General features: G+C 63.0%; 26 protein-coding genes and 1 tRNA gene. 22 read left to right on the top strand and 5 right to left on the bottom strand.

Going from position 1 to position 22,677, the window contains the following annotated elements:
* Nucleotides 1–26: 26 nt before the first annotated feature.
* The 4 genes from ACYKG1_RS19110 to ACYKG1_RS19095 form a co-directional block, all read right to left on the bottom strand.
* Nucleotides 27–1,565: a PH domain-containing protein gene (locus ACYKG1_RS19110; protein WP_478471117.1), complete on the bottom strand. Its 1,539-nt coding sequence runs from the start codon at nt 1,563–1,565 to the stop codon at nt 27–29.
* On the bottom strand, nt 1,562–2,062 hold the full coding sequence (locus ACYKG1_RS19105) for a PH domain-containing protein (protein ID WP_100474045.1): 501 nt from the start codon (nt 2,060–2,062) through the stop codon (nt 1,562–1,564). The genes ACYKG1_RS19110 and ACYKG1_RS19105 overlap by 4 nt, the downstream gene beginning before the upstream one ends.
* Nucleotides 2,063–2,137: 75 nt before the next feature.
* Entirely contained in the window at nt 2,138–3,274 is a 1,137-nt protein-coding gene (gene ribA, locus ACYKG1_RS19100; protein ID WP_478471116.1) for a GTP cyclohydrolase II RibA, read from the bottom strand.
* 85 nt (nt 3,275–3,359) lie between these two features.
* Nucleotides 3,360–4,280, bottom strand: coding sequence for a lauroyl acyltransferase (locus ACYKG1_RS19095; protein WP_262227898.1), 921 nt, complete (start codon nt 4,278–4,280; stop codon nt 3,360–3,362).
* Nucleotides 4,281–4,341: 61 nt separating this feature from the next.
* Here ACYKG1_RS19095 and dtd point away from each other — a divergent pair, with 61 nt between their 5' ends.
* From dtd to ACYKG1_RS19000, 19 genes are all read left to right on the top strand, one after another.
* Nucleotides 4,342–4,782, top strand: a complete 441-nt coding sequence (gene dtd / locus ACYKG1_RS19090; protein WP_049401012.1) for a D-aminoacyl-tRNA deacylase — start codon at nt 4,342–4,344, stop codon at nt 4,780–4,782.
* Nucleotides 4,783–4,872: 90 nt separating this feature from the next.
* Nucleotides 4,873–6,726, top strand: coding sequence for an RNA polymerase sigma factor RpoD (gene rpoD / locus ACYKG1_RS19085; RefSeq protein ID WP_100474042.1), 1,854 nt, complete (start codon nt 4,873–4,875; stop codon nt 6,724–6,726).
* A gap of 134 nt (nt 6,727–6,860) precedes the next feature.
* On the top strand, nt 6,861–7,529 hold the full coding sequence (locus tag ACYKG1_RS19080) for a hypothetical protein (RefSeq protein ID WP_478471115.1): 669 nt from the start codon (nt 6,861–6,863) through the stop codon (nt 7,527–7,529).
* Between the two features lie 52 nt (nt 7,530–7,581).
* A tRNA-Ile gene (locus tag ACYKG1_RS19075) sits at nt 7,582–7,657 on the top strand.
* A gap of 176 nt (nt 7,658–7,833) precedes the next feature.
* Entirely contained in the window at nt 7,834–9,048 is a 1,215-nt protein-coding gene (locus tag ACYKG1_RS19070; RefSeq protein WP_154264544.1) for a tyrosine-type recombinase/integrase, read from the top strand.
* A gap of 123 nt (nt 9,049–9,171) precedes the next feature.
* Entirely contained in the window at nt 9,172–9,381 is a 210-nt protein-coding gene (locus ACYKG1_RS19065; protein WP_154264543.1) for a hypothetical protein, read from the top strand.
* Nucleotides 9,374–9,604 carry a hypothetical protein gene (locus ACYKG1_RS19060; protein ID WP_071227852.1) on the top strand — a complete coding sequence of 77 codons (231 nt, stop codon included), beginning with the start codon at nt 9,374–9,376 and terminating at the stop codon, nt 9,602–9,604. The genes ACYKG1_RS19065 and ACYKG1_RS19060 overlap by 8 nt, the downstream gene beginning before the upstream one ends.
* The gene (locus ACYKG1_RS19055; RefSeq protein ID WP_154264542.1) at nt 9,604–10,290 is read left to right on the top strand and encodes a hypothetical protein; all 687 of its coding nucleotides are present in this window, start codon (nt 9,604–9,606) and stop codon (nt 10,288–10,290) included. Before ACYKG1_RS19060 ends, ACYKG1_RS19055 begins: the two co-directional genes overlap by 1 nt.
* Nucleotides 10,280–10,828 carry a hypothetical protein gene (locus ACYKG1_RS19050; protein WP_418080898.1) on the top strand — a complete coding sequence of 183 codons (549 nt, stop codon included), beginning with the start codon at nt 10,280–10,282 and terminating at the stop codon, nt 10,826–10,828. Before ACYKG1_RS19055 ends, ACYKG1_RS19050 begins: the two co-directional genes overlap by 11 nt.
* Nucleotides 10,829–10,856: 28 nt before the next feature.
* On the top strand, nt 10,857–11,789 hold the full coding sequence (locus tag ACYKG1_RS19045; RefSeq protein WP_154264541.1) for a DUF6387 family protein: 933 nt from the start codon (nt 10,857–10,859) through the stop codon (nt 11,787–11,789).
* Nucleotides 11,790–11,931: 142 nt separating this feature from the next.
* Nucleotides 11,932–12,132: a helix-turn-helix transcriptional regulator gene (locus ACYKG1_RS19040; RefSeq protein ID WP_019338908.1), complete on the top strand. Its 201-nt coding sequence runs from the start codon at nt 11,932–11,934 to the stop codon at nt 12,130–12,132.
* The gene (locus ACYKG1_RS19035) at nt 12,129–12,383 is read left to right on the top strand and encodes a hypothetical protein (protein ID WP_154264540.1); all 255 of its coding nucleotides are present in this window, start codon (nt 12,129–12,131) and stop codon (nt 12,381–12,383) included. Before ACYKG1_RS19040 ends, ACYKG1_RS19035 begins: the two co-directional genes overlap by 4 nt.
* On the top strand, nt 12,380–12,610 hold the full coding sequence (locus ACYKG1_RS19030; protein WP_100439968.1) for a helix-turn-helix transcriptional regulator: 231 nt from the start codon (nt 12,380–12,382) through the stop codon (nt 12,608–12,610). The genes ACYKG1_RS19035 and ACYKG1_RS19030 overlap by 4 nt, the downstream gene beginning before the upstream one ends.
* Nucleotides 12,610–13,305, top strand: a complete 696-nt coding sequence (locus ACYKG1_RS19025) for a phage antirepressor N-terminal domain-containing protein (RefSeq protein ID WP_154264539.1) — start codon at nt 12,610–12,612, stop codon at nt 13,303–13,305. The genes ACYKG1_RS19030 and ACYKG1_RS19025 overlap by 1 nt, the downstream gene beginning before the upstream one ends.
* Nucleotides 13,247–13,828, top strand: a complete 582-nt coding sequence (locus ACYKG1_RS19020) for an HNH endonuclease signature motif containing protein (RefSeq protein ID WP_154264538.1) — start codon at nt 13,247–13,249, stop codon at nt 13,826–13,828. Before ACYKG1_RS19025 ends, ACYKG1_RS19020 begins: the two co-directional genes overlap by 59 nt.
* A 28-nt stretch (nt 13,829–13,856) precedes the next feature.
* Complete coding sequence (locus tag ACYKG1_RS19015) at nt 13,857–14,333, top strand: hypothetical protein (protein ID WP_154264537.1); 477 nt, start codon at nt 13,857–13,859, stop codon at nt 14,331–14,333.
* Nucleotides 14,334–14,659: 326 nt separating this feature from the next.
* Complete coding sequence (locus ACYKG1_RS19010) at nt 14,660–15,376, top strand: hypothetical protein (protein ID WP_164171490.1); 717 nt, start codon at nt 14,660–14,662, stop codon at nt 15,374–15,376.
* Between the two features lie 201 nt (nt 15,377–15,577).
* Nucleotides 15,578–17,002 (top strand): hypothetical protein, encoded by a 1,425-nt coding sequence (locus ACYKG1_RS19005; RefSeq protein WP_229655253.1) that lies wholly within the window; start codon nt 15,578–15,580, stop codon nt 17,000–17,002.
* 3 nt (nt 17,003–17,005) lie between these two features.
* Nucleotides 17,006–19,324: a hypothetical protein gene (locus ACYKG1_RS19000; protein ID WP_154264536.1), complete on the top strand. Its 2,319-nt coding sequence runs from the start codon at nt 17,006–17,008 to the stop codon at nt 19,322–19,324.
* On the opposite strand, the gene ACYKG1_RS18995 is transcribed toward ACYKG1_RS19000, so the two are convergent.
* A complete protein-coding gene (locus tag ACYKG1_RS18995) occupies nt 19,321–19,512 on the bottom strand; it encodes a hypothetical protein (RefSeq protein ID WP_154264535.1) in 192 nt (63 codons plus the stop codon). The two genes, ACYKG1_RS19000 and ACYKG1_RS18995, sit on opposite strands and share 4 nt — an antisense overlap.
* A 570-nt stretch (nt 19,513–20,082) precedes the next feature.
* On the opposite strand from ACYKG1_RS18995, the gene ACYKG1_RS18990 reads away from it, so the two are divergent.
* From ACYKG1_RS18990 to ACYKG1_RS18980, 3 genes are all read left to right on the top strand, one after another.
* Nucleotides 20,083–20,754 (top strand): hypothetical protein, encoded by a 672-nt coding sequence (locus tag ACYKG1_RS18990; protein ID WP_154264534.1) that lies wholly within the window; start codon nt 20,083–20,085, stop codon nt 20,752–20,754.
* 293 nt (nt 20,755–21,047) lie between these two features.
* Complete coding sequence (locus tag ACYKG1_RS18985) at nt 21,048–21,299, top strand: hypothetical protein (protein WP_154264533.1); 252 nt, start codon at nt 21,048–21,050, stop codon at nt 21,297–21,299.
* 281 nt (nt 21,300–21,580) lie between these two features.
* Nucleotides 21,581–22,213, top strand: coding sequence for a hypothetical protein (locus ACYKG1_RS18980; protein WP_478471114.1), 633 nt, complete (start codon nt 21,581–21,583; stop codon nt 22,211–22,213).
* Nucleotides 22,214–22,677: the final 464 nt, after the last annotated feature.

Raw genomic sequence — 22,677 nt, 5'->3', positions numbered from 1 at the left:
GCCATGCGTGGATGCGCGGTGCACCCTCACCAGCGCAGCTTGCGCCGTGCCAGCGCCGCCGCCAGTTGATCCATCACATGTTGCGCGTGCGCCTGCGGCAGGTAGTGCAGGGTCAACGCCACATCGCCATGCGCGCCGGCGGTATCCAGCTGCAGGCTGCTGGTTCCCAGCAGCTTGTCCAGCGGCGAGCGCAGCAGGCGCAGGCCCTGCACCTTGTCCAGCTCGGCCCAGCGCCACCAGCGCTTCCACCAACCGCCGCGCACGGCCACGTAGTGGTCATCCAGATACCAGCCCATGCGCGCCATCTGCCGATGTGCCACCACCAGCGCCACCGGCAGCCAGGCCAGCACGACCAGGCCCCATGATCCCCAGCGCCAGTAGGCGGCTGCGGCCAGCAGGGGGACCAGCAGCAGCGCCCCCAGGCACAGCCGCCACCAGCCACGCTGCGGAATGGACTGCCATTGCTTCGGAGGCCACTGCAGCTGTGGCAGCAGGTGCTGCACCAGTTGCGTGCAGCGCTCCTGGGTTGCCAGCGGCGCCAGCTCGCGCAGGGCGCGGTCCTCATCGCGCGAAGGTCCGCCGGCAGCACTGTCGATGCGCAGCTGGCGCAGGCCGAACCAGCGATGCAGGGTGCTTTCGCGCAGCGTCCAGGCCTGGATGCGGCGACGCGCCACGCTGCTGCGGGTGCGGCTGAGCAGGCCGGCCGACACGGTCAGGCGGCGATCCTGCTCGCTGAGCGTGAAGCCGTGATAACGCAACAGGGTCAGCACCACCGAAAGCACTCGCAAACCCAGCCAGCCCAGCAGCAACGCGGCAGCCAGCAGCAGGAAGGCGCCGGCCACGCCGGGATGCAGGTGGCTGGCATAACCGAAGGCTTCCTGGCCGCCACGCTGGATGGCCGCGTCCATCACCGGCCGCGGCACGGTCTGGAACAGCACACCGAACGCGGCAATCGCCAGTGCCCAACCCCGGTTGGAGAGCAGGCCCATGCGCACCACGTCCCAGCTCGACAGGCGCAGCAGCACGTGCTCGGCGTCGGCCCCGGTGAGCGAGGGGGCGGCGACAACGTCAGCGGCCTGCGGTGCCTGCCCACGCTGGCGCACCAATCGTTCCAGCGCCAGCGCCTGGTCCAGCTTCAGTACGCGCATCTCCGCTTCCGGGCGCACGCCGCCAGCCGATTCCAGGCGCAGCTCGGCCACGCCGAACAGCCGGTGCAACGGGTTCTGCCGCACTTCCACGTTGTGGATGCGGGCGAACGGGATCTCGCGGCGGTTGCGCGCCAGCAGCCCGCTGCGCACGGTGATCGCATCGTTGCCGATGCGGTAGCGGTAGCTGAGGTACTGCAGCACCGATACCAGCACCAGCGCGGCAATCGCCGACAGCGGGATCAACTGTGCCCACATCGGATCGCGGTCGCCGCGCTGGCCGAACACCAGCAGCGCGACCAGCGGCAGGAAGTAGTGGCGCAGCTGCATCAGCAGCACGAACAGCCATGACCACGGGTGCAGGCGATGATCCTCGCCACCATTGGGCAGCGACGCGGGCAGGGGCGGTGGCTGGCTCACAGGGCGTCGGCGTCCTGGTCGAGCTGATGCGACAGGGTGTCGCGCAGGCGCTCGGCGTCGGCATCATCCAGGCCGCTTACGGTCACTGCGCTCATGCGGGTCCCGGCAGTGTGCACGATCAGCGTGGCCAGGCCGGCGCGGCGTTCCAGCGGACCACGACGCAGGTCCAGGTGCTGCACGCGCGAAATGGGAATGCGCGTTTCCAGCTGCCACATCAGGTCGCGGCGCAGGCCCAGGCCCTGTGCATCCAACCGCCAGCGGGTGCGGGTCAAGCGCCGGCGGCCCAGCCATGCACCGAAGGCAATGCCGATCAACAGTCCGGTAGCAGCCGTCCACAGGCCGCCGGGCAGATCTAGAAACCAGGCGGCCGCAGCCAGTGGCAGGCCCGGCACGAACAGGCCGCCGAAAGCACCTTCCAGTGCAGCGAGGCGGGCGGCGCGTTGTGGCAGCGACTGCCAGGCATCGGTGGGTGGGGAAGGCAGGGGGACGTCGGTCACGCGGGCTCCGTCAGGTGGCAGGGCGGGCGATGGCGGCCGAAACCGCACCGCGCAGACGGTAGCAGGTCGGCTGCGTTACTGCGCAGCCTGGATCAGCGCGTCCACGTCCAGCATGTGGCCTGCGCGATCAGCCTTGGTGCGCAGGTAATGCTCGTTCTCGGCGGTGATCTCGCCGGTGACCGGAATGCAGTCCAGCACCTCGATACCAGCGTTGCGCAGGCGCTGTGCCTTGGTCGGGTTGTTGCTGAGCAGGGCCACGCGCGAAATGCCCAGGCCATGCAGCATCGCCACCGCACTGCCGTAGCGGCGCTCGTCGGCGCCGAAGCCCAGCTGTGCATCGGCATCGATGGTGTCCAGGCCATCGTGCTGGTAGCCGTAGGCGCGCATCTTGGCCGCGATGCCGGTGCCGCGGCCTTCCTGGTCCAGGTACAGCAGCACGCCGCCGCCCAGTTCCTTCAGCTTGCGCAGGCCGTGCCGCAGCTGGTCGCCGCAGTCGCACTTGAGTGAACCGAACAGGTCGCCGGTCAGGCACGAGGAGTGCACGCGTACCGGCACCACCGCCGACAGATCCGGTTCGCCGACGATGATCGCGACCTGGTCGCGCTGGGCCACGCCGCCACGGAACACTGCGAAGGTAGTCATGCCGACGTCGCGCAGCGGCACTGGCGAACGCGCCACCAGTTCGTAATCGTGGGCGGCATGCGCGGCGCCTTCGGCGAGGTCGCACAGGGCCACCTCGGCGGCACCATCGAAGGTGCGGTCATCGGCATCCAGGCGCACGGCCACCATTGCCGGCAGCAGCAGGCCCAGGCGGGCCAGTTCCACTGCGCCGGCATCGAAGGCGTCACCGGCGCTCCAGCCGTCCGGCATCGGGCCGGGCTCGCGCAGGTAGCCCAGCGAGGGCAGGGCATCGAAGGCAATGCCGGCCAGCGGCAGGCGCGCGCCTTCCGGGGCCTCCACGCCGAGCACGCGGGCGCGGGTGGCGGTCAGGAACAGGTAGTGGCGCTCGCGCGCGGCACCGGCGAAGGCGGCGAAGCTGCTCGCGGTGGCGCTGTCCAGGGCGATCACCGCCAGGCGCTGGCCCTGGCCATCGTGGAGCAGCACCGGGCGGCCGGCACGCAGTTCGGCCACCGCGCGTTCGCAGCGGATCGCGGCGGGGTCGCCGAACAGGGAAGAAGCAGCGGGCATGGCAGGACCGGGGGAGGCGGACATCGCAGTCTCTATGGGGGCGCCGGCGTCGTATTCAACGTGGTGCGGCCGCCGGTCGCAGGGGCCGGGGACCTGGGTGGAGCGGCCGTCAGTGGGGATGCTCTTCGGTCGCGTAGGGGTCTTCCTCGCCACTGCCCGGTGGCCGCAGCGTATAGCGCTTGTAGGTCCACTGGTACTGCGCCGGGTCGCGGCGGGCGATGCGCTCGATGCCGGCGTTGAGCGCGGTGGCGGCCACCTGCGGGTCCGGGTCGGCCACGGCGGGGTCGGTCGCTTCGATATGCAGGGCGAATTCCATGTCCGGCCCAATGCGCTCGCACCAGCCATACAGCACGGTAGCGCCGGTGCGCTCGGCCAGCCGGTTGACCAGGGTCATGGTCAGCGCCTGCACGCCGAAGAACGGCACGAACACGCCGTCGCCGGCCTTGGGCTGCTGGTCGGGCAGGATGCCGGTGGCACCGCCGTCCTTGAGCACCCTGAACAGCTGGCGCACGGCCGGGCCTTCGGCGCGCACCTGCTGCACGTTCTGGCCGCCCCGCACCAACTGCAGGAAGGCATCGCTGGCCTCGTCCTCCGGTGGCTTGTAGACGATGGCGATCTGACCGCGCGAGGCCAGCCACTGGTTCAGCAGCTCCCAGTTGCCGAAGTGCGGGGCGGCCACGATCACGCCCTTGCCACTGGCCAGTGCCGCGTCGTACAGGGCTTCGCCGTGGCGCTGCTTCAGGTGCAGGCGCAGGTTGTCGGCCGGTTCCTGGCTCCACAGGCGCAGGGTCTCGATGGCCTGCAGCGCCGTGGAGCGCAGCAGTTCACGGTGCAGGCGGTCGCGTGCAGCGCCGTCCAGTTCCGGATAGATCAGTTCGAGATTGCGCCGGGTGACGCGGCTTTCACGGGCATTGAGACGGACCCAGGTCCACGCCAGGACGCGCGCGAGCCCCCGCAGCAGCGGCCAGGGCAGGCGGGCGAACAGGGTGGTGGCGCGGTAGACCAGCCGGGCTTTGCGTTGCGGATTCATCGGCGCCAGTTTAGCCAAGGGCGCTGCTATCGTGGCCGGCCCTGTTCATTGGAAGCCTACGATGCTCGTCCTGATCCAGCGTGTCAGCCAGGCTGCCGTCCATGTCGATGACGAGGCGGTGGGCCAGATTGGCCCCGGCCTGCTGGCCCTGGTCGGCATGGAGCCGGGTGACACCGAGGCCCAGCTGCGGCGGATGGCCGAGCGCCTGCTGGGCTACCGGGTGTTCGCCGACGAGGCCGGGAAGATGAACCGGTCGCTGCGCGACACCGGTGGCGGCCTGCTGCTGGTCAGCCAGTTCACCCTGGCGGCCGACACCCGTTCGGGCATGCGCCCGAGCTTCACCAGCGCCGCGCCACCGGACGAGGCTGAACGCGGGTTCAATCGATTTGTCGAGATCTGTCGTGAAAATCACGCGCCAGGGGTGGAAACGGGCCGATTTGGTGCCCATATGGTCGTCAGCCTGGTCAATGACGGTCCCGTGACCTTCCTTCTCAGGCCCTAGGCCGCCGGGACCACCGCCCGGCAGGCGGGGCCCCGGGCTGGTATAATGCTACGTTCCCTATTTCTCCCTAGCCGGTGGCGCGAGCACTACATGGCCAACGAACGTCCTGCCCAATCCGAAATCAAGCAACTGATCAGCAAGGGCCTGGAACAGGGCTACCTGACCTACGCCGAAGTCAATGACCATCTGCCGGACGACATGGTCGACCCGGAACAGATCGAAGACATCATCGGCATGATCAACGGCATGGGCATCGATGTCCATGAAGTTGCGCCGGATGTGGAAACCCTGCTTCTCAACGATGGCAACACCGGCAACCGCGAAGTCGATGACACTGCGGCCGAGGAAGCTGCCGCCGCGCTGAGCGCGCTCGACACCGAAGGTGGCCGTACCACCGACCCGGTGCGCATGTACATGCGCGAAATGGGCACCGTCGAGCTGCTGACCCGCGAAGGCGAAATCGCCATCGCCAAGCGCATCGAGGAAGGCCTTTCGCAGGTCCAGGCCGCCCTGGGCCAGTTCCCGGTCTCGGTCGAGTCGCTGCTGACCGACTACGAAGCCCACAAGGAAGGCAAGAAGCGCCTGGCCGAAGTGATCGTCGGTTTCAACGACCTGGTCGACGAAGAGCCGGCGCCGCCGGCGGCCGCTGCCGATGACAGCAGCGATGCCGACGCCGAAGGCGATGAGGACGAGGACGATGATGTCGAGGGTGGCGATGAAGAAGCCGCGCCGACCGGTCCGGATCCGGAGGAAGTCGCTGCGCGCATGCAGGCGCTGAGCGATGCCTTCAACGCCTTCAGGAAGGCCGCGACCAAGGGCGACAAGAAGAACCTGCCGCGCCTGCGCGAAGAGATGTCGGCGGTGTTCGTCACCCTGAAGCTGCCGCTGCCGCTGACCGACGTGCTGACCAAGCAGCTGCGCGACACCATGGCGTCGATCAAGGCCCATGAGCGCCGCGTGCTGAACCTGGCCACCGTCACCGCCCGCATGCCGCGCAAGGACTTCATCCGTTCCTGGGAAGGCAACCAGACCAACCTGGAGTGGGTGGAAGACGCGCTGAAGCGCAAGCAGAAGTGGTCGTCGGCCCTGCGCGAAGTGAAGGACCAGATCATCGCCGAACAGCAGGCGACGATCGACATCGAGAAGCTGACCCAGCTGGACCTGGAAGAGCTGAAGGAAATCAGCCGTGCCATGGCCTACGGTGAAGCCAAGGCGCGAAAGGCCAAGAAGGAAATGGTCGAGGCCAACCTGCGCCTGGTGATCTCGATCGCCAAGAAGTACACCAATCGCGGCCTGCAGTTCCTCGACCTGATCCAGGAAGGCAACATCGGCCTGATGAAGGCCGTGGACAAGTTCGAGTACCGTCGCGGTTACAAGTTCTCGACCTACGCCACCTGGTGGATCCGCCAGGCGATCACCCGCTCGATCGCCGACCAGGCGCGCACCATCCGTATTCCGGTGCACATGATCGAGACGATCAACAAGTTGAACCGCATTTCCCGCCAGATGCTCCAGCAGTACGGCCGCGAGGCTACGCCGGAGGAGCTGGCCAAGGAAATGGACATGCCGGAAGACAAGATCCGCAAGGTGATGAAGATCGCCAAGGAGCCGATCTCGATGGAAACCCCGATCGGCGACGACGAGGATTCCCATCTGGGCGACTTCATCGAGGACACCAACGTGGAGTCCCCGATCGAGAACACCACTAACATCAACCTGTCTGAAACCGTGCGCGACGTGCTGGCCGGCCTCACCCCGAGGGAAGCCAAGGTGCTGCGCATGCGCTTCGGCATCGATATGAACACCGACCACACGCTGGAAGAGGTTGGCAAGCAGTTCGACGTGACCCGCGAGCGCATCCGCCAGATCGAAGCGAAGGCCCTGCGCAAGCTCCGTCACCCGAGCCGCTCGGAGCAGCTGCGCAGCTTCCTGGATATCGATTGACGGGTATCCGCTGCATATGAAGCACCCGACAGACCCCGCGCAAGCGGGGTCTGTTTTTTTGCCCGCGTTCGTCCGCGTCGCGCGCGACGGGAAAGGATGCGTGTCCTGTTTTCGCACTGGTCAATGGAATGCCGATGAAACTGCCGATCCTGCTGCTCTCGCTGTCACCGCTGGTTGCCTGGGCGGATACTCCACAACCACCGCCGTGCAATGCCGAGAGTTTCTTCAGCAGCCAGTTCGACTATGTCGTAGGCCGCGTGGTCGATGCCGGGCAGGTGCTGCTGCTGGGCGAGGCAGAAGGCTGCCTGGACGAGGAACGGGATGGGTGCCGCAGTGGTGAGGAGATGGAACTGGGCACCGGCCTGGTGATCGGCGACCGCTGGAACAGCTACTACTGCGTGAAAGCACGTTCGCCGAGCAAAGAGGTGGTGGGCTGGGCGCCGGAGTCGCGCGTGATGAAAACCAGCAGCTACGTCGAGACCAGCCTGACCGACTGGGTCGCCCATTGGGAGCACAGTGACGGAAATGCCATCGACATCGCAGCCAAGGGGGACGCATTCGAGCTGAGCGTGCCCGGTAACCACGAGGGAGCGGCGCCGCGGGTTCTGGGTCGCGCTGCACCAGAGGAGGATGAGGACGTGCTGCATCTGCATCAGGGGCGCTGCACGACGCGAGTACTGCTGCGCGGCACCGACCTGGTAGTGGCCGACAACGGACAGTGCGATGAGCGCGAACGCCGCCTGCGCGGTGAATACCACAACCGTGCGCCGTTGGATCGGTTGATGCAGCGCCTGGGGCAGTAGTGGCGCGCAGTGGAAACCCTTTGCCGGCCTCACTACACTGTGAGGCTGCGCCGGGCCTATAGCTCAACGGTTAGAGCAGGGGACTCATAATCCCTTGGTTCCAGGTTCGAATCCTGGTGGGCCCACCACATTGACGTCCAGCGAAGTCCAGAGACGTCCGAAAAACCCTTGATTTGCTTGATTTAAGCCCTGCGAGGCGTCCATAGCTGTCCAGCGGCATCCACTTGCATCCACAAAAAAAGTGAGTCAGGCTGTGTGTCAGCGGGCTAGACGCCCCTAGACGACTCACAGGCGCTCGACTCACATGCTGACCGACACCAAGTTGCGCTCGCTCAAGCCGAAGGCCAGGCCCTTCCGTGTGGCTGATGCCAACGGCTTGTGCATTGAAGTGCGCCCCTCGGGAGCCAAGGTGTGGCGCTACCGCTACCGCTATCTGGGAAAGGCCAGCATCGTCACGCTCGATGAGTACCCGTCGATGTCGCTGCAGGCTGCACGCGTCGAGCGCGACCGTCTGCGCTCGCTGCTGCGCGGCGGAGCCAATCCCGCTCAGGTGGCGAGGGTCGAGAAGGCGGCGCAAGGGGAGCGGGCCGCGAACACCTTCGGAGCCATCGGCTTGGAGTTGCTCGCCAAGCGGACGAAGGAAGGCCTTTCTCTTGGATCGGTCGTGCGTGAGCGTCGTCTGATCGAGAAGGACCTTGCTGGGCTCGCGGACTTGCCTATTGGGGACATCACGGCCCCCTTGCTACTGGCTGCACTGCGGAAGTTGGAACAGCGCGGTGTCGTAGAAACCGCGCATCGCGCCCGCGCGCATGCTGGGCGGGTCTTCCGCTACGCCATTGCTACGGGTCGTGCAGACCGTAATCCCGCTCAGGACCTCACAGGAGCGCTTGAACAGCCTCAGACCAAGCACTTCGCCAGTGTGACCGATCCCGCCGTTATAGGTGGCCTCCTGCGCGCGCTGTGGGGCTACCAAGGAGCGCTAGTCACGCAAGCCGCTCTAAAGCTAGCCCCGATGGTGTTTGTCCGCCCGGGTGAGCTTAGGCAGGCGAAGTGGGCTGACATCGACCTTGATGCAGCAGAGTGGCGCTACGTCACCAGCAAGACCAAAACGCCGCACATCGTCCCTCTGTCCGATCAGGCCGTTGCGGTTCTGCGGGAGCTTTACCCGTATACGAAGCGGAGCGAATTTGTCTTCCCTGGCGTCCGCAGCGCGTTGAAGCCAATGAGCGAGAACACGCTGAACGCGGCGCTGCGAAACCTTGGCATCGACTCAGACACGATGGTTGGCCATGGCTTCCGAGCGATGGCAAGAACCGTGCTGGACGAAGTGCTTGGCTATCGCCCGGACTACATCGAGCATCAGCTGGCGCATGCCGTAAAGGATCCGCTTGGGCGGGCCTACAACCGGGCAACCCACCTGCCGGAACGCCGGAAGATGATGCAGGCCTGGTCTGACTATCTCGACCAGCTGCGCGTTACAGAACCGAACGTGCTGGCCTTCAAAGCCAAGCGCGCCTAATCACCGGAGATAGGCCTTTAAGGAGGGCCGGAAAAAGAAGCACAGCGGCATAAACAAAGCGGCCGAGAAAGGGGCGGGAACCCCTAGCTCGGCCTACCACAACCGACTATTGGAGAGTCGATCATGGATTGCAGCATTGTACTTGTTGCGCCTGAACGGGCGCGCTCGGCCGAAATCCGGCCCACACTTCCGGCCGTACTGGCCAGCAGCAGGATCGTCCGCGCTTGCCACGGCTGGCTCAGCGCCCACGACGACCTCAATACCTACCGAGTCTGCCTCGCACTTTTCGCCGCCGCACTGGCCCTCGAATTCTGGGGGCGCGCCAATGGCTAAGCGCAATCAAGGCGAGTCGGCGGCCCTGAGCAGGGAAGATGCCCTTTTCCAGGCGCTGAACTCAGCAAGCCTTGCCATGGGTGACATTGAGGGGATCTGCCAACTGCTCTTCAACGAGCAATCGATGTTCGAGGCAGATTTCCCGGCTCCGATAGCTGCTGCCATCAGCATGATCCGCGAGCGGGCTTCTGCTGCAGGAAACGCGATGCAGGAGGTGCTGTGATGCTCAGCTCGACTGTAGCGAGGGCTACGCAGGAAAAGGATGTACTCGAAGTCCGTATTGAGGCGCTGCTTGAAGCTGGCGTACCGATCCGAACTTTGATCGGACATCAGCTCTGCAGCATAGACTGGCTTGCTGCTCGAATCGACCACAAGTTCCGGCTTTGCTATCCCGGCGAGTGCGGTGAAGTGATTGTTGAGTCCGTTTCTGCAGCCAGGCTCCTCACTCGTGGCAGGGAGCTAGGTTGGCATCCGCTGGATGAAGAACCGTTTGAGCTCGGATGGCCAGACCTCTTCAAGGAACCGCTTTATCACTACCGACAAGGCGTGCATTGGTACGCGACCGCTATCTCGGATACGGACCGGATGCTCCCACTCGGGTTTCCTAAGTCTGTCCTGGAGAGAGACAGACTAGCGACGGAAGCAGCGGCTAAGAGGGCTGAAAGTCGATTGCGTCGCCAGCAGAAGGCGAGGGACAGAGCCTTGGCTGCCAAAGACCGCCAAGCTGATCTGGACAACTTGACGCGTATCTCAGGACGGATGCTGCAGGAGGCTGCACAGGCCGGACGCCCTATTTCAGTTTCGACCGCGCGGCGAAGGGCAAAGGCATGGATGCACCAATGGGAGAAGGACGTTGCCACCGTCATGAAACGCTTCACAGATAGCCAGGAGGGCAACCATGGCCAGTAATGCAAGTAGGTTCAGGCGGCCGGTCCGATTCAATCGGACCCGTGCAAACCCCATCCATCGCTTGCCCTTCTACCGCCAGAGCCATGCCAAGGTCGGCGACTACTGGAGGATGCCGGAAGCCCGTGGGCATCTGATGGGCCGGGAGGTTGGGAGGGTCTGCTGCATCGCCTTCCTCCAAGCTCTCAGGGCGGCTGCAGCGGACCCGCGCACTAGCGGGAGTGCCCATCTCGCCGATATTGTCTGCTCCGTGGCTGAGGCTCACGGCGGTAGCGTTGGGGAAGTACACAAGGGGATCTTAGAGGGCTTCTTTGGGTGCGGATCGCCGCTTATAGAGGCCTTGCTTCGCGGTATGTGCGCTGACAAGGGTGTTGAAGAGGTTTACACAATGGACCAACTGGAGGCAGCACTCACCGACCTGTCTTCTGTCAGTGTTGAGGAGTACGCAGGAAGGCGTAACGTTCCTGTCCGGTCGCTGATCCCTGATAGGTCTGATCATCCCGCCTTTGAATTGTCACCCATGGATATAGGGCCTCGGTAAGAGGCAGTTTCAATTGAGGAGGAACTACGTGGCCCGCACGAAATCCGCCAGCCGAATTCCCGACTGGTTCGATCTGAATGCTTACGGCGATTTGACGGACTTCGCTACCGAGGACTGGTTGAATCTCCTGGTTGAGCTCTCCATCGTGAGTGACGTCAGCGAGATCCTGCACTCTGTTGTAGAGGATGACGCTGAGCATCGAGTGGAGCTCGAAAAGATGTTCAGCACACTTCAGAAGAGCCTGGGAAGGCAGGGGCACGAGTGGTGGAAGGAAAAGTATGCCTCCAACCCAGAGATCTACGCCTTTGGGAGCGTTGCATCGATCACCAATTGGACGGTCGCGCAAATGGCAGCGCGTCTAGAAAAACTGGAGGGTTCCCAGGAATTGGTTGGTAGCTCTCGACGCGTCATCGAATGTGAGCTAAGTGCGGATTACGAAGCGTGGCTGGAAGCTAAGGAACAGGTCCGGACCTATGAGGAATTCGGTCGTATACCGTTCTTTGTCGCGCTCCGTGACTCCCCTGAGTTCGCTAAGTCTGCACTGCCTTTGACCAACAATAGGGCTGTCGCGATTGATCTAAGCGTTCCAGATGCAACCATTCGGCAGGACTTTGATAAGTGGCTGGCGGCGATGAGACAGCTAGACAGTCATCGTGCGGCCAAGCGCCCGTTCTCTCGAGCGGACTATTCCCGCTGGATACAGAGTGGCTACGTGCCACTGCTTGTACTGGATCACTGGCGTCGACTCACGGGGGACAAGATCACTTACGGGGACATGTGCGACGCGGCGTTTCCAGTCGGGCGTAGAGTCGAGGTTGATGACATCCGAAAGACTCTGCTGCCGAACGCTCGAGCCTGGGCTTCCAAGGAAAATATAGAGGCTTTGGCAGTTCAGGCTGCGAATGAGGATGCGGCACAGATGCAGGAAAATTCAGGGGCGGAGAAATCTTCCGGAAAGTAGAGGTGTCGCAATACGGCCGGAACAAAATGAGGGCCTCATTTGGCCCTTCTAGTGGAGATGCTGTGTGCTTAGTTTTACATCCGCCCGGACACGGCCGGGCGGGTGCGGACGCCGGTTCGTACCCATCTAACAGGTACGGACAATGGTCATTTCCACGAACGCTCTCGACCCCCTGCTCCACCGAATCCCCGACGCCTGCCGCCGGCTCAGCGTCAGTCGGACGACCCTCTACGAGTTGATCAAAGCGGGCGAGATCCGCTCAGTCAAAATTGGAACTCGATCCCTGATCCCTGAGGTCGATCTCCAGCGAGTGCTGTCCTCCAGACTGGAGGCCGTGCGATGAGCGGATTCGATTTCTCCGATCTGAGCCCAGATCAGCGACGTCTGCTGGACCTCGGTGGCTGGACCGCAGATCACCCCCATGCCGAGACCAAGCCCGGCCGTAAGGATGCCTGGGGCTTGATCGAGCGCGGGCTCCTTCTCGCTGTCAGCGTTCGGAGGCGTGACAGCTACGGCGCTTACTCCCTCACCGAGTACCGGGTGCCGGACACGGCTCGCCGGGCGTGGGCTCAGCATAAGGAGACCTCGGTATGACCTCCGATGCTATCCGGCTTGGGCGCGTGGCCGCTCAGGGCCGAACCCTAATGCGCCTGCCAGAGGTGATCGCCGCTTGCGGCATGTCCCGCTCTCTCATCTACAAGATGGCGAAGGAAGGCCGGTTTCCCCGCCCGATTCGAGTGGCTGCCCGCTTGTCTGCCTGGGACTCGGAGGCGGTGCGGTGCTGGATCGACTCCCGTTGTGAAGAGGGGAGGGCAGCCTAATGGCCACTGGAATCGTGCACGTCGATTTCCACGGTGCCGAACTCATCGGCCGTCTCCATCAGGGACAACCCTTTGTGGCCATGCGGCCCATCGTGGAAGGCATGGGGCTGGATTGGTCCAAGCAGCTCGAGAAGCTGAAATCTCACCCCGTGTTGGCCCGGCAACTGTCTGCCTTAAGGGGGATGGTTGCCGGTGATGGCAAAGGTCGCCAGATGCAGGCGTTGCCCTTGTCTAGGCTCCCGTTCTGGCTGGCCACAGTGAACCCTAACAAGGTGAAGGCTGCCATCAGGGAGCGAGTGATTCTGTTCCAGGAGCAGGCGGCCGACGTTCTCGCGGCGGCATTCCTCTCGAATGGCACTAGGCAGGATGCGGCAATGGCAAAGCGCGTTGCAGGCACCGTGATGTGCCGGATCCTGCACGACACGCTAGTTGGGCTGGGCCGGGACCCGAAGGGTTACGACTACGCCACCGAGCATCGACTCGTGAATCACTGCATCACTGGGGTCTTTGGCGGCGTCTGTGAGGACTCGCTTTCCACAAACCAGCTCAAGCTGCAGCAAGAGCTCAGGATGCAGAACGCGGTGTGGATCGGGCAGGGCAGGCCATATCGTGAGCGCAAGCCTCTCCTTGAGCAGCATGCAGCCATTTGGTGCAGCTCTCAGCAGATCGGTTGGGAGGCCTCAAATGCTTCCTAGCGCGACTGACAGGCTATTGCATTGCGCCAGCGGTCTCCTCGTCTCGCCGAGTACTGGGGAGCTATGGAGCGCCTGCGGGCGGACAGTAGGCCGGAGATACCGTGACGGGTACATCAGGGTCATTCACCGCCGGGCAGGTGGTTCCTGCACAACCTGGTATGCCCACAGGCTCGTGTGGGAGGCCGTCCACGGTCCTGTACCCAAGAGGATGGAGGTGGACCACCTCGACGGTGATGCGTCGAACAACAGGCTGGACAACCTGCAATTGGTGACTGGTTCGGAGAATCGCCGACTTCAACGCGCACGGAACATAGCCAAGTTCGGCAGCCCCTCCTCCCAGTGCAAGCTCAGCGTTGCAGAGGTGGAAGCTGTCCTGCGCACGGTGGGAATCGTTCCAACCAAGGTTTGGGCGCGCCGCTACGGCGTGAATAGTTCAACTATCAGGTGCATCCGCAAGAAGAAGACTTGGCGTCACGTGGACGCAGGGACGACCTGTAGAGCCAAACGTCCTAAGCGCGGCTGAGGCCGTGTTCCTTGCCCTTGGGGGGCACATGCACAGTACAAGCCAAGACCGCGCCCAGCGGTCTCCAGAGGGCGGCGCAAGCTATGGCCAGGCGCAACCCAAGAAGAACACTGACAGGCGGCGCCAGAAGCTCGTAGGGCGGTCGAAGGGCGCGCCGTTCCTGATGCTTGAGCACAGGATTTCCGACTCGCCGGAGTTCGGCCAGCTATCTGGTAACGCCGTAAAGCTGCTGCTGGAACTGGCCCGGCAGTACAGGCCTGGCAAAAACGGCGATTTGAGCATCCCCTGGTCGATGCTCTCGACCCGTGGTTGGAGGAGCAAGGCGACCGTGCACGGCGCCAAGCTTGAGCTCCTCGCCGCAGGCTGGATCATCGAGACGCGCAAAGGTGGCAAGAACATGTGCAGCCTGTATGCGCTGACCTATTACGCCGTCGATGAGTCCGAAAAGCACCTTGAGCCAGCGACCGTAACTCCACCGAATCTGTGGAGGAATCGCAATGGGTAGTCGCTATGTGGGCCAATGTGGTCGCTATGCAGGCCAATCCCGCTTTGAGTTGGCCCACATAGAGACCTACGAGGTCGCAATGCAGGCCAGTCAGGCGGTTATCCACAGTGCCCCGAGGTCGCTATGCGTACACCCTTCTAGATATATACCAAGCGGAGCGCGCTCTTCTTGCTCCAAGGCATTGGCTTTAGGGCTTCAAGCCACGGTGGTCGTTTCTGGACGCCTCCATGGAGAAGCGCGAACCGGTTCGTCAGGCGGAGTAGTCCGTCTGCCGGACGGGTCGCGCTGGGAGGCCGCCCATGGCATCTCGAGACCATGAGCGGTACTTGGAGGTAGTGCTGCTGGAGGACGAGGCAGTTGATTTGGTGGTGAGGAGCATCGCTGGCGCGTTTGGCTTCGGGGCGCCAACACGCCCCACAATCCGGCATGCGACGAGACGGAGCTCCAGCGAGGAGTGCTGCCCGGATGACGGTGCGTACCTGCCTATCCATCGGGTGCACTCGATTGAGCAGGCGGCATCCAAGTACCTGCCGACGCAGGCGGCGGCCCGTAAGCAGGCTCTGGATAGGTTCAGCCCGAAGGATCGCCAATCGGTGCTGGATTTTGATCAGAAGGCATTGATGCGCTCGCCGGCTGCGGCTGATCGTACTCGCCAGCTACGGAGCTGGAAGGCGCAAGGATCGTTTAAGGCCGCGCCTGTCAGGGGGCAGAGCAGGCTGGTGCTGCACGCTCTAGCGGATGCCCAGCTGGACGGTCCACTTGGCGCCTGGCTGATGCTGTACGCCATCGGTGACGAGAGAAGCTGGCCGTTGGTCTGTCGGCACATGACTGCGTGCGGACACCCAGACTGGGCTTCGCTGGAAGCGGTCCGGAGATTGCTGGCCGGCCGCCAGCAGCAGTCTTATCGGGAGTCGGCCAAGTGCCACGCCCGCCAAGAGCAGCGGTTTCGTGTCGAGGTGCAGTCGGCTGAGAGGCGCCTACTTGAATGGCTGGGCCGCGCCAGCCGGAGAGTTGCCGCCGCAATGGGCGCTTCCTGCGAGTAGTAGACCCATGTGGACGCCAGTGGACGCGGGAGTCAGAAACACCCAGATCCCGACCTATCTAGTAGGACCCCACGTCCCCCCAAGGGCGGGTCCAGGCGGCAGCCCCCGAGAGCTGCCGCCTTCTTTTTTTGCCGATGAAGGTGCGCCTGGCGCGCCTTCCCAATCGCAGCCAAGCGACTACAGACGGAGCTCCCGAATCTAATGGCCACCTTCTATGAATCTTTTGCTCAAGGCATGCAGAACGGTCTTGAGCGCCAAAAGGCAGTCACGCAGCGCAACATGCTGGCAGAGTTGCAGCAGCTGGCACCCAAGGTCATCGCGGGAGATTTGCCCGCTACCGATCGGGCGTTTGCCCTTGATCCGAAGACCGCGCAGTCCTATCAGGCCGAAGGAAATCGACAGCAAGACAAGCTCGTTGGCTTGGCGAAGTCGCTCACTAAGTTCGCTGGCAATCCGCAGATGCAAGCTGGTATCTACCGCAGCGCCGTTCCGTACTTGAAGCGAAATTTTGGCGCTGAGATCCCTGACGACTTCGACGCGGCCACGGTCATGCCGATTGTCGATCAGGTACTGGCTGTCGCTGCTGGTCAACCAACAGCCCAGGGCGAGCAGTTCACCCTTTCGCCGGGATCCAAGCGCTTCGATGCAACGGGTAAGGTGTTGGCTGAAGTGCCGTTTGCGCCGGCCAACGCCAACATGGTCGATATGCCTGATGGAATGGGCGGCAGCGTGAAGATGATCTGGGACCCTCGCGAGCGAAAGCTGAGCGATCTCCCTGGCCCGGGGCAGCAGCCTGTGATGTCGCCCACTGGAGTAGGCCCGGCAGGCAATCGCTACAGTCTCGGGTCGGATTTGAATCCGGACGAGCTCGCCGCTGCACAGGCCGATATTGCCGCTGGCGGAACGTTGGACAATGTCATTCTGCCTGACAAGCAACTGACCGCCGCCGGGAGGATGGGGTACACCCCGCCCAGGCAGCGTGAGGCGCCACAAGGGTACGTATATCAGGGAGATGCGTTGGCACCCATCCCCGGAGGTCCGGCCGACAACTCATCCCCGCAGGCCATTGCTGCGGGAGAGCAGAGTCTCCGCAAAGAGGTGACCCAGAACCTCAAGGAAGATCAGGGCGTCCTGTCCATGTATCGAAACGTCCAGGCGGCGGCCGGCAAGCCGAGTGCAGCCGGTGACCTGAGCCTGATCTTCGCGTTCATGAAGATGCTGGACCCGGGCTCAGTAGTACGCGAGCAGGAATTTGCCAATGCGCAGAACGCTGCGGGTGTTCCGGATCAGGTGCGTAATGCCTACAACAAGGCCATCAGTGGCCAGCGGCTGAATCCCACACAGCGCCAGGACTTCCTCAACCAAGCCGCTCAGCTCGCGACCAACGCGGAAGGGCGGATCACCGGGACAACCCGCAAGTACCAGGAGATCGCACGCCAGTACGGGTACGACCCGGTACGCGGCACGGGCATGGCCGATTTCTCCGGGGTCACTGGCAGCGTCAGTAGCGGTCCCGAGCAGCCTGTTGGCCCTGCGCGCCCTCAGACGGATGCGGACTTCAAGGCTCTTCCCAGCGGCTCTCTCTACATCGACCCGGACGATGGTCGAACCTACCGAAAGAGGTAAGCAATGGCTCGTTTCGATGGAATCCCGGTAGATTCGCCGGTTAAGAGCAAACCACGATTCTCTGGTGAGCTGGTGGAACCTGCGGGCTCCACTGCAGCTGCGACGTCCACCGGTCAGCGCAGCCAAGTTGCACCGGACGGATGGCGATACGGCCCTAGTCGCGACCTTGCCTATGGCGCTCGTTCGGTGCTGCAGGGTGCTGGCGGCTTGCTCGGCGCTGTCGGTGGCGATGCTTTCAACAACTACGTGGCCAATCCCATCGCGCGCGCTGTGGGAATGCAGGAGGCTCGTCCCTACCGTGAGGAAGCCTTAGCTCTGGCTGACCGTCTCGGCCTTCCGAGGGCTCAAACTTCTGGCGACCGCGTGTTGGGCGACGTGGGCGAGGCGCTGACCGGAACCGGATTGACCCTTGGTATCGGCGGCGGAATTAACGCGCTGGCAAACCTAGGCCGTAGCGCAGCGGCCCCGGTCACGAACCAACTTGCCAGCTTCCTATCTGCTCAGCCGGTCCTGCAGGCCGTGTCTGCTGCTACTGGCTCAGGAGCCTCTTCTGTTGCGCGAGAGGCGGGCGGCACTCAAGGCAATCAGCTGTTGGCCGGTCTGGCCGGTGGATTTGCACCTGGCACCTTGAGCGGACTTGCCAGTCTCGCCACAGCTGGTCGTGTCAGCGCCACTGGCACAGTGCCAACGGCGGCGGCTGGCATCGCGCGCCGGGCGGCGAGGGGGAATGACGCCTCGGGCGTGCAGAGCATGATTGACGACTTCGCTGCTTCTGGCACCTCGCCGAGTGTCGGGCAAGCCACTGGTAATCGTAGTGCTAGCGCCCTTGAAACCTACCTCGGCAATACTCCGGGTGGCTCGGGCCAGATTGCCCAGCGCGCGGCCGATCAGGCGGCCGCTGCACGTAACGCCACAGATGACCTGTCCAACAGGATATCGGCCGGTGGCGCGGACCTGACTCCAACTCAGGTCGGAACGAACGTGCAACAGGGAATCTACGGGCCTGGTGGCTTTGTTGATCGAACCCAGTCGGTTTCGGATCGGTTGTATAGCGAACTGGATCGCCATCTCCCTGCCGGTGAAATGGTTCCCGTCTCCAATGCCCGAGGCGCGCTCCAGGAAATCAATGCTGCGATCAATGGAGCACCCGAGCTTTCCCACCTGTTCGATCAGGCGGCTCTCAAGCAGATTGAGCGCGCGCTGGTCAGCGATACCACCGGTGGTGCATCAGTCCTCAGCCGCCCAGGGATGCGTGAGAATGCGGCCGCCTACAGACAGTACTTAGAGCGACAAGCTCAGGAGGCTGCGGAGAGGAATGCGCGCAGGCAGTCGTTGGGAATGACTGTGATGGAGCCGGTGCCGAGCCGAGCTGACATTGAGCAGAACCTGAGCACCACCTTGGGCAACATGGCAGACGGGACGCTGCCGTATCAGGCCCTTAAGGAACTGCGCTCGAAGGTTGGCAAGCAAGTCGGGGCGACGTACCTGACCCGTGACGCTGCCCATGCTGAGTGGAAGAAGCTGTACGCGGCGCTTTCTCGAGACATGGAGGCTGCCGCCACGACGCCGGAGGCCAAGAAGGCGTTTGCTAGAGCCAACAACTATTACCGGCTCAGGGAGCAGCGATTGGACGCTATCGGCAAGATCGTTCAAAAGGAAGGGGGCCCGGAAGCTGCCTACCAGGCCATGTTCACTGGCGCACGGAATGGCGCCACTCCCCTGAAGCGTGTGATGGACTCGCTCCCTGCTCAGGTGCGTGCTGACGTCAGTGCATCCTTCTTGCAACGGATGGGGCGCGCTAGCAAAGCCAACCAGAACGCTGCCGGCGATGCTTTCTCGATGGAGACGTTCTTGAGCAACTGGGCGGACATCAGTCCCGAAGCCAAGAAGCAGCTATTCAGTAATGCGCGCTTCGGGACGGACTACGTCCAGAACGTAAATAAGCTGGCTAGGATGGCCGATTCCATCCGCAGCGGCAGCAAGGTGTTCGCTAACCCGCCGGGCACAGCCAAACAGACCGCCCTCGGCGTGACGCTTGGGGGCACAGGGCTTATCGCTGGACAGAATGCGTTGCAGGGAAATCTGGGCCAGGCCGCAATCACCGTCGCGTCGACTCTAGCCCTGGCAGGTGCCAACAACCTGCTCGCCAGAATGATGACCAATCCCAAGACGGTCCGCTGGCTCGCCCGAAACACTGAGCGGGATAGCGGCGACATTGCCGGGCAGATCAACGCGCTGCTGCAGATTGGCAGGGAAGAGGACGACAACGAGGTGGTCGAGCTGGCTCAGCGTCTGAAGGCTGAGACGGCCGGCGCCCGTTAGCCGCCGAAGAAGGTCAGAACCGAGTACACCAGCCCAGCCACTGCGGCGAGACCCAGGGGGACGGCAATGATGGCCAGGGCGATGGATCTGCCGCCAGCCTTCCCCTCTGGGTAGCGCTGGTTGAAGGCCTCGCTCTTCATGGCGTCCCAGCTCTTCTGGGGATCGTAGTTGTTGGTCTTCCAGTCCATCGCGATGCCTCAGTTGGTCCTGGCGCCGTTGCGCTTGGTCTTGGATGTCACATAGGCCATGCAGCCTTCCACGAACGACTTGGAGCTCCCTCGGCAGTTCTGCACCGAGGATGTGCCTTGCTCTGAGGCCCAAGCATAGCCTGCCCTGTGCCCGCTGCAGTCTGAGGAGCACTTGTAGCCCATAAAGGTCCCGGGCGGATCAGGCTGTACAGGGCGCTTGTCTACCCAGCGGTACTTGATGGTCCGGCATCCACTGTCAGTCGATAGGGGTGTAGAGGTGTACGTCCGTAACCCATCTCGAACGCAGGCATACAGGACTCCCTCCTTTCCCTCATAGGTCTGGGCGTAGGTGACACAGGACATTGCTAAGAGGGCCATAAAGGCGAGCGCGGTCGGGAACAGTCTGTCCATAAGTCCTCCCCTGTTTGGGCGGATCGTACACCAGCCGGCTGGCCCGGGCCGTAGGCCGACTACCACCGATTCTGAGACCAGTACGCGCGCGTTGGACCGTCCAGCGGCGTCCACATAGCTCCAGCAGTCTGAGCGAGACAACTGAGGGGGAAGTACCCAATGGACCCAAGCATCGCCGAGCTGAAGATCACCCGCCGGCCTGGCCAATCGGACGAGGAGCTCCATGCCGAGCAACTGGTAGACGGGGTCAACAGCAACGCGTTCTTGGCCCTCCTGTTCGCTCAGCATTCCGGATTCGCTAAGGGCTCGGAGATAGGCGAACTGGTTGAGGCTACCCAACAGGCCGTGGAGCGAGCTAAGCGTGGAGGAACCGAGCAGGCCGACTCACTTCTCACCAGTCAGGCCATAGCCCTCAACGCGGTATTTCTGGAGATGAGTCGGCGAGCGGCCCTCAACATGGGTAGCCACCTGAGGGCGACCGAGACATACATGCGGCTGGCCCTGAAGGCACAGTCCCAGTGCCGGACGACTCTGGAGACCTTGGCCGAGATCAAGAACCCCAGAGCCGTGGCGTTCGTGAAGCAGGCCAACATTGCCGGTGGCCACCAGCAGGTGAACAACCTTGCCCCGGAAAGTCCCGTGCCGGTCCCGGAAGAGACCGGGCGCGCGGGAACAAAAAGTCGGCCGAACGAACTATTGGAGGAAATCCCAGATGCGCAATGGCTGGACCCCAGAGCGGCGCCGGCAACAGGCGCAAGCAATCCGGAAGTGGCGACCGTGGGAGCGGGCGACCGGCCCGCGAAGCGTCAAAGGAAAAGCCAAGGCGGCTAGGAACGCCTGGAAGGGCGGGGAGCGGAAGGCGCTCCGTCAGCTGGCCGCTGTCCTTCGGGAAGTCAGGGGCTAAGGCAGTGGCTTATTCGCTAGGGCTCGGGAGTTTCTGGACGCCTTTACGCGCGCGAGCCCGCCGGCCGCCACCCCGGAGTTTCGAGACCAGTACGCGCATGCGCGCGAGGCATGCCGGGTTGTCGGAGTTTTCCGACGCCTTTACGCGGGCGCGCGATGCGAGCGGAACGGCCTAGGCCAGCCCACGTCCAGTATTCGGAGTCCCTAAAAGGAGCCATTCCATGTTGCTTTGCGATGTCCCCCAAGTCCTTTCGGCAGAGGGGGAGGTGGACTACGTAGACCTGATCACCCGCGCCGGCCTGGCCAAGGATCTGATCGGCAAGATCAACTGGCACTACCTCCTGCATGAGGACGGGTGCCCTGGGGAGGTTGGTGAGGCGTGTACCTGCGGACTTGTCGTGGCCTTCGTAGGCCGGTCCGCCATGGTCATGGTGGATAGCCACTACTCCTATCGGGCTGATCCTATCAACTAGCTTGGCGGGTCGGGTGTAGCACTTGTTTGGAGCGAGTATGACAGCCCAAAATGATGAAAATAGCGAAGTTGAATAGGGGCGATCTATCAATGGCTGCAACTAAAGGATTCTTTGCTGTAGGTCGCGACAGCTTTCTGAAGGCATGCTCTCTTGGTATCAACGAGGGAGCTGCGTTTCTTGTTCTGGCTCGAGGGACGGGCGGAGACAATGTCACCACCAAGTGGAGCGCTGAGGCGGCTTCGAAAAGGCTGGGTGTACGTTGGACTACGGCGCGAGACGCCGTGGCTTCGCTCGTCAAACAAGGCGTGGTCCTGTCCGAGCCCGGCAAGAAGCCGAAGTACAAGATCCAGCGCCAAGGCGACGATATCTGGCTTCCAAATGCGGTCGTTGATGGCGTCGAATCCGAGATCCCGCCAGTGACCAAGATTCGGCAGACCCAAGACCCCATGGTCCTTCGTCTTTTCGTTGAGCTATATGCCCAGCAGAACCTGCGAGAGGATGGCGGCATTTCCCGCAAGGTGACCGAGAGGGCCTTCAAGCGGGAGAAGATTGGTCAGCGTGGCGCCCACGTGGTTTGGCTGTACGAGGTCGAGAACACGTACCTTCGATGGGGGAACGCTGCCACCGATCCTCACCGGTTGAAGGGTGTAGACGCCCCTGGCCAGAAGTTCTTTCAGCGATTCGGGATCCTGGAGAGCCTCGGGCTCGTTGAGTGGGTCCCGTACCTTTTCGAAGGTCCGAAGGGTGAGCCGATCCACCCGCTCGCTTGGAATGGAATTGACATAGAGAGAAGGCTCTATGGGGCATGCGTGGCTGCAGCCAACGATCTGCTGACCGTCGCTCAGAAGGAGTGGCTCGATACAAGTGGCAGGGGTGGCTGGCTGGTTCCGCGCCCGCTCACATGCTTGAGGTGACGATGTTTGGGATAGCACGGCTCCGTTACCGACCCCATACGCGTCTGACCTCAGCTTGGTGGGCGGACTACCAAGACACCTGCGCCCGGTTTGCTGAAGGCTACGAGTCAATTTCTGATGCCAAAGCTGCAGCGGCATAGTTGGCCTTGGGAAGACATCAAGGCTTTATCAAGGTTTTGATCAAGGTGGAATCAAGGTGATGTCAAAGAGAGTAAGAACACACTCTGCGCGCTTGCGCGCGCTGTCCGAAGAACGCCAAAAGGAAGAGCCAAGGGTGACTGCTGCATCTGCGTACTTGGCGGCGCTCACCGGGCAAGTGACTTGGAGTGCAGTCGGACAAGCCGAGACGCCGCTAGTCCAGCGGCTGGAGACCAGCCCGCGAAAGGTTCGGGTGGAGGAACTCCAAGGGGGCTGCCGCGTTTACTGGCTGTCGACACCTCAGGCAGGTTGACGTTGGGCAAGTA

The sequence above is a fragment of the Stenotrophomonas sp. 85239_Sma genome (assembly GCF_056481725.1).
This window is presented reverse-complemented; position numbering and strand designations above follow the sequence as displayed.

Bases quoted from the DNA above. Each gene is read 5' to 3' on its own strand.
- ribA (WP_478471116.1), bottom strand. From the start codon at position 3,274: ATGTCCGCCTCCCCCGGTCCTGCCATGCCCGCTGCTTCTTCCCTGTTC.
- ACYKG1_RS19095 (WP_262227898.1), bottom strand. From the start codon at position 4,280: ATGAATCCGCAACGCAAAGCCCGGCTGGTCTACCGCGCCACCACCCTG.
- dtd (WP_049401012.1), top strand. From the start codon at position 4,342: ATGCTCGTCCTGATCCAGCGTGTCAGCCAGGCTGCCGTCCATGTCGAT.
- rpoD (WP_100474042.1), top strand. From the start codon at position 4,873: ATGGCCAACGAACGTCCTGCCCAATCCGAAATCAAGCAACTGATCAGC.
- ACYKG1_RS19080 (WP_478471115.1), top strand. From the start codon at position 6,861: ATGAAACTGCCGATCCTGCTGCTCTCGCTGTCACCGCTGGTTGCCTGG.
- ACYKG1_RS19070 (WP_154264544.1), top strand. From the start codon at position 7,834: ATGCTGACCGACACCAAGTTGCGCTCGCTCAAGCCGAAGGCCAGGCCC.
- ACYKG1_RS19065 (WP_154264543.1), top strand. From the start codon at position 9,172: ATGGATTGCAGCATTGTACTTGTTGCGCCTGAACGGGCGCGCTCGGCC.
- ACYKG1_RS19060 (WP_071227852.1), top strand. From the start codon at position 9,374: ATGGCTAAGCGCAATCAAGGCGAGTCGGCGGCCCTGAGCAGGGAAGAT.
- ACYKG1_RS19055 (WP_154264542.1), top strand. From the start codon at position 9,604: ATGCTCAGCTCGACTGTAGCGAGGGCTACGCAGGAAAAGGATGTACTC.
- ACYKG1_RS19050 (WP_418080898.1), top strand. From the start codon at position 10,280: ATGGCCAGTAATGCAAGTAGGTTCAGGCGGCCGGTCCGATTCAATCGG.
- ACYKG1_RS19040 (WP_019338908.1), top strand. From the start codon at position 11,932: ATGGTCATTTCCACGAACGCTCTCGACCCCCTGCTCCACCGAATCCCC.
- ACYKG1_RS19035 (WP_154264540.1), top strand. From the start codon at position 12,129: ATGAGCGGATTCGATTTCTCCGATCTGAGCCCAGATCAGCGACGTCTG.
- ACYKG1_RS19030 (WP_100439968.1), top strand. From the start codon at position 12,380: ATGACCTCCGATGCTATCCGGCTTGGGCGCGTGGCCGCTCAGGGCCGA.
- ACYKG1_RS19025 (WP_154264539.1), top strand. From the start codon at position 12,610: ATGGCCACTGGAATCGTGCACGTCGATTTCCACGGTGCCGAACTCATC.
- ACYKG1_RS19020 (WP_154264538.1), top strand. From the start codon at position 13,247: ATGCAGCCATTTGGTGCAGCTCTCAGCAGATCGGTTGGGAGGCCTCAA.
- ACYKG1_RS19015 (WP_154264537.1), top strand. From the start codon at position 13,857: ATGCACAGTACAAGCCAAGACCGCGCCCAGCGGTCTCCAGAGGGCGGC.
- ACYKG1_RS19005 (WP_229655253.1), top strand. From the start codon at position 15,578: ATGGCCACCTTCTATGAATCTTTTGCTCAAGGCATGCAGAACGGTCTT.
- ACYKG1_RS19000 (WP_154264536.1), top strand. From the start codon at position 17,006: ATGGCTCGTTTCGATGGAATCCCGGTAGATTCGCCGGTTAAGAGCAAA.
- ACYKG1_RS18995 (WP_154264535.1), bottom strand. From the start codon at position 19,512: ATGGACTGGAAGACCAACAACTACGATCCCCAGAAGAGCTGGGACGCC.
- ACYKG1_RS18990 (WP_154264534.1), top strand. From the start codon at position 20,083: ATGGACCCAAGCATCGCCGAGCTGAAGATCACCCGCCGGCCTGGCCAA.
- ACYKG1_RS18985 (WP_154264533.1), top strand. From the start codon at position 21,048: ATGTTGCTTTGCGATGTCCCCCAAGTCCTTTCGGCAGAGGGGGAGGTG.